Below are 7,248 nucleotides of genomic sequence, written 5' to 3'. Positions count from 1 at the left end.
CGCATAGCCCCAGGCGACCGCGTCATGCCGCGCCGTGCCGCCGCGGCGCTGCAGGGCAGCCCCGACGACCGGATAGCGCGCGTCTTTCGAGGTATTGAGCGGCGGACAGAATTCCTTGGCCTGCTCCGGCGTCAGCCATTCATTGTCGATGCCGTTCAGCCGGTTGGCATGGACATGGCGCTTCAGCACCTGGATGTCGTGCACATTGTGGGCGAGCATCATGACGCCGCGCGCCGAATACATGACGTTGTAGTTGAGCTCCTGGGAGAGCCCATCCCACAGCTTCAGCGCATGGTCGTAAATCCCTGCGCTCTCGTCATAGAGATAGTTGGATCGGATGATGGTTGTGTTGCGGCCGGTATTGCCGCCGCCCAGCCAGCCCTTTTCCAGCACCGCGACATTGGTGATGCCGTGCACGGTGGCGAGATAATAGGCCGTCGCCAATCCATGACCGCCGGCGCCGACGATCATGACGTCGTATTCCTTCCTGGGCTCCGGCGAGGACCATTGTTCCTCCCAGCCCTTGTGGCCGCGCATGGCCTCGCGGGCGATGGCGAATACAGAGTATTTCTTCACGGTCCAGCCTCGCGCCAAAAGGTCTCGCGGATTGCAGCCGGGTCTTCCTTCGGCCCAGCGCGCGAGGTGTATCACTAGCGAAATGGCGCTGCCATCCTTGCGCTGTTTGCGACGGCGCTTGCCGTTTTGCGCCGTGCTGAAAAAGAGGTATCCGGTCTGGCCCCTATGACTGGCTTCAGTCACACTTCCCGGCGTCGGGGATTCGGAGGATGATGGTGGGCAACGTTTGGTGGAATCTCACATTGCGCTTCCTGCTGGAACTGGCGGCTTTGCTTGGCCTCGGCATGGCAGGCTGGAGCCTTTTCGAGGGCTGGTGGCACTGGATCCTGGCCCTTGCCTTGCCACTCATCGCTGCACCGTTGTGGGGGATTTTTGCCGTGCCCGGCGATCCGAGCCGTTCAGGGAGTGCACCGGTACCGGTGCCTGGCGCTGTCAGGCTGACGCTGGAATTCGTCGTCCTGTTCGGCGGCGCGGCGGGTTTCCATGTGGCAGGCCATGCCGCCACGGGCACCATCATGGCCGTGCTGATCGTCATCAGCTACGTGTTCTCGATGGACCGATTGGCTTGGCTGCTGCGGCAATAGTTGGTGCGAGCCTCTGCGGCTTTCGGGTGGCTGCTGTCCTGCCGATTTGCGACGAAGCATCCTATCGCCGGCAAAGCTGGCGCGAAGGACAAGGATGCCAGACATGCTCGCACTCGCCAACAAGATCGCCATCGTCACCGGCGCCAGTTCCGGCATCGGCCGCGCCACCGCCAAACTGTTCACGGAGGAAGGCGCCAAGCTGGTCATTTCCGCTCGCCGCCAAGCTGAGCTTGATGCACTCACCGTTGAAATCGAGGACGCCGGCGGCACGGCTGTCGCTCTCGCGGGGGATGTTACCGACGAGACCTACGCAAAAGCTCTCGTCGAGCTGGCGGTCGGCAGCTTCGGTGGACTCGACATCGCGTTGAACAATGCCGGCTCCGTCGGGCCGATGGGGCCTGTCCCCGACATGTCGGCACAGACATGGCACGGGACGATGGACACCAATCTGACCAGCGCCTTTCTCGGTGCGAAGTATCAGATACCGGCCATGCTCGAGCACGGCGGCGGCTCGCTGATCTTCACGTCGAGCTTTGTCGGTTACACCGCCGGAATGCCGGGCATGGCCGCCTACGCCGCGGCCAAGGCCGGCCTGATCGGATTGACGCAGGTGTTGGCCGCCGAATACGGACCGAAGGGGCTGCGCGTCAACGCGCTGCTGCCCGGCGGGACCGACACGCCAGGCGCGACGACGACCACGCCTGAGGCTCGCGCCTTCGTCGAGGGCCTCCACGCCCTCAAGCGCATGGCGCGGCCGCAAGAGATCGCCCGCTCCGCGCTTTACCTCGCCTCCGACGCCTCGAGCTTCACCACGGGAACCGCGCTGTTTGCGGATGGCGGCGTGTCGATCAACCGGACGTGAAGGATTTTTATGGGGAACAGGCCTGTTCGTCGTTGTGACGCAGGGCGCCGGTCTTGCTTTTTCGGCGCGATTTGGCGATTCCGTTTCTATCTAAACGGGTCTTCTTGCCAAGACGGGTCCTGGAACCATGATGCTGATCCGAACCTATGTCGCCCAGAGTGCAATCGAAGGCGTCGGCATGTTCGCCGCCGAGCCCATCCGGAAGGGCGCCTCGATCTGGCGCCTGGATCCGGATTTCGATCGGCTGCTCCCGATGGACAAATACGAGACGGCGCCGCAACCCCTGAAGGAATTGCTCGACCGTTATGCCTATCCGAGCCCCGACAAGCCCGGTTTCATCGTCTATGAGGTCGACAATGGCCGCTTCATGAACCATTCGGCGACCCCGAACACCGATTTTTCGCAATATGGCGGCGCCACCGCGACCCGGGATATCGCCGTCGGCGAGGAGATCACCTGCGATTACGGTGAGTTCTTCGAGGATTTCGAGCGGCTGCACCTGGCCACGGCGTAACGGGCAGCCTATCTCCAGGCGACCGTGGCAATTTGGCTGTCGTCCGTCATTTCGACTGTGGACAGCGAGGCTTGATTCTGCTATCAGCCGCCACAATTCGTGGTGTCGAGCGCCGCGGAGGCTTGCGGCTATGGCTGCTTGCCTGTTGATATCAAACCCGAAAGACAGGATTGCCCGTGCAGGTACTCGTCCGCGACAATAACGTTGATCAGGCGCTTCGCGCGCTGAAGAAGAAGATGCAGCGCGAAGGCATTTTCCGCGAAATGAAGATGCGCGGCCACTACGAGAAGCCTTCCGAGAAGCGCGCCCGTGAAAAGGCCGAAGCCGTTCGCCGCGCCCGCAAGCTGGCCCGCAAGCGTGCACAGCGCGAAGGCCTGCTGCCGATGACCCCGCGTCCGGTTGCTGCTGGCGGTGCCGCCGGTGCAGCGCGTCCGCCGCGCTGATTATCGCCAATATTTCGTCCTTTTCGAAGGATACCAGGGTGGCGCGATGTGGAATCGCCGCCACCCTTTTATTTTGATTGTGACCCGGCCCGGAGGGGGGAACCGGACCTGAACGACGGCGCAAGTGAGGACAGGGCAGACATGAACGCAACAAGCGTGGAGCGCGGGACCGCATTGCGTGGTTTCGCCCTGACAGCGGCCCTGCTTTCCGGACTGGTGCTTGCCGGCTGCCAGACGTCGGGCCCGGCCGGCGAGTTCAACAACATCGACAAGGCGCAAGGGTCGAGCGAGAACATCTCCTCGCTGTCGGCGGTCATCCAGCGCAATCCTCAGGATCCTGAAGGCTACAATGTGCGCGGTTCGGCCTATGGCCGCGGCGGCCAGTACCAGCAGGCGCTCAAGGACTTCAACCAGGCCATCCAGCTCAACCCGAATTTCTATCAGGCCTATTCGAACCGGGCCCTCATCCAGCGCTTCCTCGGCAACCAGGAAGCCGCACTCGCGGATTACAATCGCTCGATCCAGATCAACGGCAACTATGACGCCGCCTATATCGGCCGCGGCAATCTCTACCGCAAGGCGGGCCGCACCCAGGATGCCTTCACCGACTTCCAGAAGGCGATCCAGCTCGACACGACGGATGCCCGCGCCTACCACAATCGCGGCCTGATCTATCAGAGCCAGGGCCAGCACAAATTCGCCATCGAGGACTTCTCGACCGCCATCTCGCTGGCTCCTGACGCCGCCGAGCCCTACAACGGCCGTGGCCTCTCCTATCTTGCGACCGGCGACGAGGACAACGCCTTCTCCGACTTCAACATGGCCATCAAGCTCGACGGCCAGAACGCCGAGGCCTGGGCCAACCAGGCGCTGATCTACGAACGGCGCGGCGACAAGGCAAAGGCGGCGAAGGCCTATCGCGAGGCCGTGCGCCTCAACCCCACCTACCAGCCGGCCAAGGACGGTCTCGCCCGCGTCAGCTGACATCGGCTTCCTCAAGCCCGCGCCAAGCACCCCATTGCATCGTGCGTGTCCGAAAGGACACGCGGCGCGGCGGATCGCCGCCAATCCGGCAACCCTGTGTTAACCCCCGCGACAAGCCGTTAACCCCTGCCTTGTTCGCGCCAAGTTTTCGGCGGAACGGTCGCGGCGCCCGAGACGTTACTGAAGACTGATTGCGAAAGGACCCTCCCCATGATCAAGAAACTCGTCTGCGCCGCTGCTCTTGCAACGACCGTTTTCGCTGCCGCCCCGGCCAGCGCCGGCAAGCTGCAACTCGGCACGCTCGACTGCACCATCGATGGCGGCACCGGCTATATCGTGACGTCCAACAAGGGCGTGTCCTGCGTCTTCCGGCCCCATCATCACGGGCCATCGGAAATCTATACAGGCGTCATCTCGAAGCTCGGTGTCGATGTCGGCAAGACGCACCAGGGCCAGCTCATCTGGGCGGTTTTTGCCGCGACCCGCGACCGTGACGCGGGCGATCTTGCCGGCAGCTACTACGGCGTGAACGCCGAGGCGAGCGTCGTGACTGGCGGCGGCGCCAACCTGCTGGTCGGTGGCTTCGACAGCGCCTTCATGCTGGAGCCGCTCAGCGTCCAGGCGCAGACGGGCGTCAATCTCGCCGTGGCGGTGACTTCGCTGGAGCTGATCCACTCCCTCAAATAAGCGGTTTGGGGCCTCGGCTCCAGACCCTTCGCTCTGCGGCGCGGAACCGGATAGGATGGTTCCGCGCCGTTTGTTTTTTGGGGACGCCATGCCGAGGACAGCTATCGCCGCTGCCATGATTGCAAATCATGCTTGCCGGCAAGCGGTGCATCCAGGACGACGCTGGGTCCAAACATATCTCGAAAAAATCGCTTGAGCTCAATCGCGGTTGAGGTTCTACAAACCCGTCCCGAGCAAAACAGCATCTCGACGCCGCGCGCATGGTCCTGCCGGACGCCTCGCGCTGGCTTCTGGTGCCGTGCGGCTGCATCAAGATATGCAAAGCAGGGATGGACATGACCGAGATCAGCACAAACAGGGTTGACTGGCGCGCATTGTGGGCAAGCGGCGACCTGGCGCGCTTCTGCTTCATCAGCCTCGGCATCCTGCTTCATGCCACCAATGAGACGATGGTGGCGACCGTTATGCCGGCCATGGTCGGCGAACTGGCCGGCGTGCAGCTCGTCGGCTGGTCGCTGGCGATCTACGAACTCGGCGCCATCGTCGCCGGTGCCGCGGCGGGACGGCTGGTGAGCTATGTGGCGCTGCGCACCAACATGGTGGTCGCCGCCCTGCTTTACGCCGCCGGGGCGCTGATCTGCGCCACCTCGCCTTCGATGCAATTGTTCCTGGCCGGCCGGCTGATCGAGGGGCTGGGCGGTGGCGCGCTGGTGTCGCTGGCCTTCGTCTCGGTCGAGCGGCTGTTTTCGCGTGCCATCTGGCCGCAGCTTTTCGGCATCATGTCGGCGATCTGGGGCGTCGCGGCGTTCAGCGGCCCGCTCCTCGGCGCTGTTATGACCGAATTGCTGTCGTGGCGCTGGGCCTTCGGCGTCTTCACTCTCGGCGGCACCGCCATGGCGCTGGCAAGCTTCCTCGTACTCGACACGCCGGAAGCGACAAGACCCAGCACGAGCGCCGGTAAGGCGCCGCCTTTTCCGTTCATGGCGCTTGGCTGCCTTGCTATTGCCGTGGTGCTGATCGCCTCGGCCGGCGTCGACATCGCCCTGCTGCGTTCCTCGCTGCTGATCGTGCTGGGGCTGGCAGGTCTCGCGCTGTTCTTCTACATCGATGCGCTGAAGCCGCGCTCCCGGCTTTTCCCGGCGCGGCTGTTCTCATGGCGCACGCCGGTCGGCGCCGGCATGACCATGGTGGCCGCCTTTTCCATCGCGACCTGCTCCTTCGGCGTCTACGGGCCGCTGCTGCTGACCAGCCTGCACGACATTCCGCTGCTGACCACCGGCTACATCATCGCCGCCGAATCGATCGCCTGGTCGATCCTGTCGATCCTCGTCGCCAACGCGCCGCCACGGCGCGAAAGGCTGATCATCGTCTGCGGCGCACTGATGATCGCGGCGGGCATCGCCGGCTTCTCCTACACGATACCGCTGGGCTCGATCCCGCTGATCCTGGTCTGCGCCCTGTTGCAGGGCGGCGGCTTCGGCATCGCCTGGCCGTTCCTCACCCGCGTCATCGTCGCCTCCGCCCCGGACGACGAACAGACCATCGCCTCGGCCGCGGTGCCGACCATGCAGCGCATCGGCTATGCCGTGGGCGCCGCCCTTGCCGGCATCGTCGCCAATGCCAGCGGTTTTTCGCAAGGCCTGAACCATGACGCGGCCGCTGGTGTCGCGAGCTGGCTGTTCCTTGCCTTCGTGCCGCTCGGCATTCTGGGCTGCCTCGCCGCCTTGCGGATATCGGCGGCGGCAAATCGGCCGCTCGCAGCCATCGGCTGACGCAGGTTCTATCGGACGGGTTATTCACTCGACACGCAGGCGGTAGCCGACCCCGGTCTCGGTGGTGATGTAGCGCGGCTGGTCGGGGGTTTTTTCGATCTTCTGCCTGAGCTGGCGCACATAGACCCTGAGATACTGCACGTCGGTCGAATCGTCCCAGATCTGCTTCAGGATGAAGTGGTGGGTCAGCACCTTGCCGGCATGCTGCACCAGGATGCGCAGTATGTCGTACTCCTTCGGCGAGAGCTTCACCTCCCTGTCCTCGATCTTGACGATGCGCTTGACCAGATCGACGCTGAGGTCGCCGCTCTGGAAAACCGGCTTTTCGCCTTGTTGCTGGAACTTGTGGCGCAGCGCAACGCGGATGCGCGCCACCAGTTCGTTCATTCCGAACGGCTTGGTGACATAATCGTCGGCGCCGAGTTCGAGCGCGCTGACGATGCCGGCCTCGTCGGTGCGGCTGGAGAGGATGACGACGGGAATGTCGACGCCCTCGTCACGCCATTTGCGCAGCAGGTCATGGCCCCCCATGCCGGGCAGGCCGAGATCGAGCAACACCAGGTCGGGCTTTTCCTGTTCCATCAGCTCGATCGCCACCTTGGCGTTGGACGCCTCGCTGACCGTGTAGCCCTGGCTGGCAAGGCCGACCCGCAGCAGCTTGCGGATCGGCGGCTCGTCATCGACAACCAGTATCCTGACATTCGAATTGGTCATCAGGGCTGGTCCACGCCGGGTACGTCGCCGCGGTTGCCGCCACCGCGCGCTTGCGCCGGGACCGGCATCCTGATGGTGAAGGCCGCACCGGGGCGGTCGGTCCGGTTGGCGG

Annotated in this window: 9 protein-coding genes; 7 read left to right on the top strand and 2 right to left on the bottom strand. The window is 63.9% G+C overall.

Annotated elements, in window-relative coordinates; translation table 11 throughout:
• Positions 1-576 (bottom strand): FAD-dependent oxidoreductase (locus O7A61_RS30035; protein ID WP_337132837.1); only part of this gene is annotated, 576 nt, incomplete at its 3' end.
• 209 nt (positions 577-785) lie between these two features.
• Here O7A61_RS30035 and O7A61_RS30030 point away from each other — a divergent pair.
• The 7 genes from O7A61_RS30030 (at position 786) to O7A61_RS30000 (ending at position 6,422) form a co-directional block, all read left to right on the top strand.
• Complete coding sequence (locus tag O7A61_RS30030; protein WP_337132835.1) at positions 786-1,160, top strand: DUF2568 domain-containing protein; 375 nt, start codon at positions 786-788, stop codon at positions 1,158-1,160.
• 103 nt (positions 1,161-1,263) lie between these two features.
• Positions 1,264-2,022, top strand: a complete 759-nt coding sequence (locus O7A61_RS30025; RefSeq protein ID WP_337132834.1) for an SDR family oxidoreductase — start codon at positions 1,264-1,266, stop codon at positions 2,020-2,022.
• A gap of 127 nt (positions 2,023-2,149) precedes the next feature.
• Complete coding sequence (locus O7A61_RS30020) at positions 2,150-2,536, top strand: SET domain-containing protein (protein WP_337132833.1); 387 nt, start codon at positions 2,150-2,152, stop codon at positions 2,534-2,536.
• A gap of 176 nt (positions 2,537-2,712) precedes the next feature.
• Positions 2,713-2,979: a 30S ribosomal protein S21 gene (gene rpsU / locus O7A61_RS30015; RefSeq protein WP_010911429.1), complete on the top strand. Its 267-nt coding sequence runs from the start codon at positions 2,713-2,715 to the stop codon at positions 2,977-2,979.
• A gap of 141 nt (positions 2,980-3,120) precedes the next feature.
• A complete protein-coding gene (locus O7A61_RS30010) occupies positions 3,121-3,963 on the top strand; it encodes a tetratricopeptide repeat protein (RefSeq protein ID WP_027142988.1) in 843 nt (280 codons plus the stop codon).
• A 210-nt stretch (positions 3,964-4,173) separates the two neighbouring features.
• Positions 4,174-4,650 carry a DUF992 domain-containing protein gene (locus O7A61_RS30005; protein ID WP_337105492.1) on the top strand — a complete coding sequence of 159 codons (477 nt, stop codon included), beginning with the start codon at positions 4,174-4,176 and terminating at the stop codon, positions 4,648-4,650.
• A gap of 335 nt (positions 4,651-4,985) precedes the next feature.
• Complete coding sequence (locus O7A61_RS30000; RefSeq protein WP_337132832.1) at positions 4,986-6,422, top strand: MFS transporter; 1,437 nt, start codon at positions 4,986-4,988, stop codon at positions 6,420-6,422.
• Positions 6,423-6,446: 24 nt separating this feature from the next.
• On the opposite strand, the gene O7A61_RS29995 is transcribed toward O7A61_RS30000, so the two are convergent.
• Complete coding sequence (locus tag O7A61_RS29995; RefSeq protein ID WP_337132831.1) at positions 6,447-7,136, bottom strand: response regulator transcription factor; 690 nt, start codon at positions 7,134-7,136, stop codon at positions 6,447-6,449.
• Positions 7,137-7,248: the final 112 nt, after the last annotated feature.

Source organism: Mesorhizobium sp. Cs1321R2N1 (assembly GCF_037179725.1).
In the GTDB taxonomy this organism is placed as follows: domain Bacteria; phylum Pseudomonadota; class Alphaproteobacteria; order Rhizobiales; family Rhizobiaceae; genus Mesorhizobium; species Mesorhizobium salmacidum.
Note: the sequence above shows the minus strand (reverse complement) of the source record. Positions and strands in the feature narration are given on the sequence as shown.

Excerpts from the sequence above, each read along its gene's own strand:
- O7A61_RS30030 (WP_337132835.1), top strand. The coding sequence starts at position 786 with ATGATGGTGGGCAACGTTTGGTGGAATCTCACATTGCGCTTCCTGCTG.
- O7A61_RS30025 (WP_337132834.1), top strand. The coding sequence starts at position 1,264 with ATGCTCGCACTCGCCAACAAGATCGCCATCGTCACCGGCGCCAGTTCC.
- O7A61_RS30020 (WP_337132833.1), top strand. The coding sequence starts at position 2,150 with ATGATGCTGATCCGAACCTATGTCGCCCAGAGTGCAATCGAAGGCGTC.
- O7A61_RS30010 (WP_027142988.1), top strand. The coding sequence starts at position 3,121 with ATGAACGCAACAAGCGTGGAGCGCGGGACCGCATTGCGTGGTTTCGCC.
- O7A61_RS30005 (WP_337105492.1), top strand. The coding sequence starts at position 4,174 with ATGATCAAGAAACTCGTCTGCGCCGCTGCTCTTGCAACGACCGTTTTC.
- O7A61_RS30000 (WP_337132832.1), top strand. The coding sequence starts at position 4,986 with ATGACCGAGATCAGCACAAACAGGGTTGACTGGCGCGCATTGTGGGCA.
- O7A61_RS29995 (WP_337132831.1), bottom strand. The coding sequence starts at position 7,136 with ATGACCAATTCGAATGTCAGGATACTGGTTGTCGATGACGAGCCGCCG.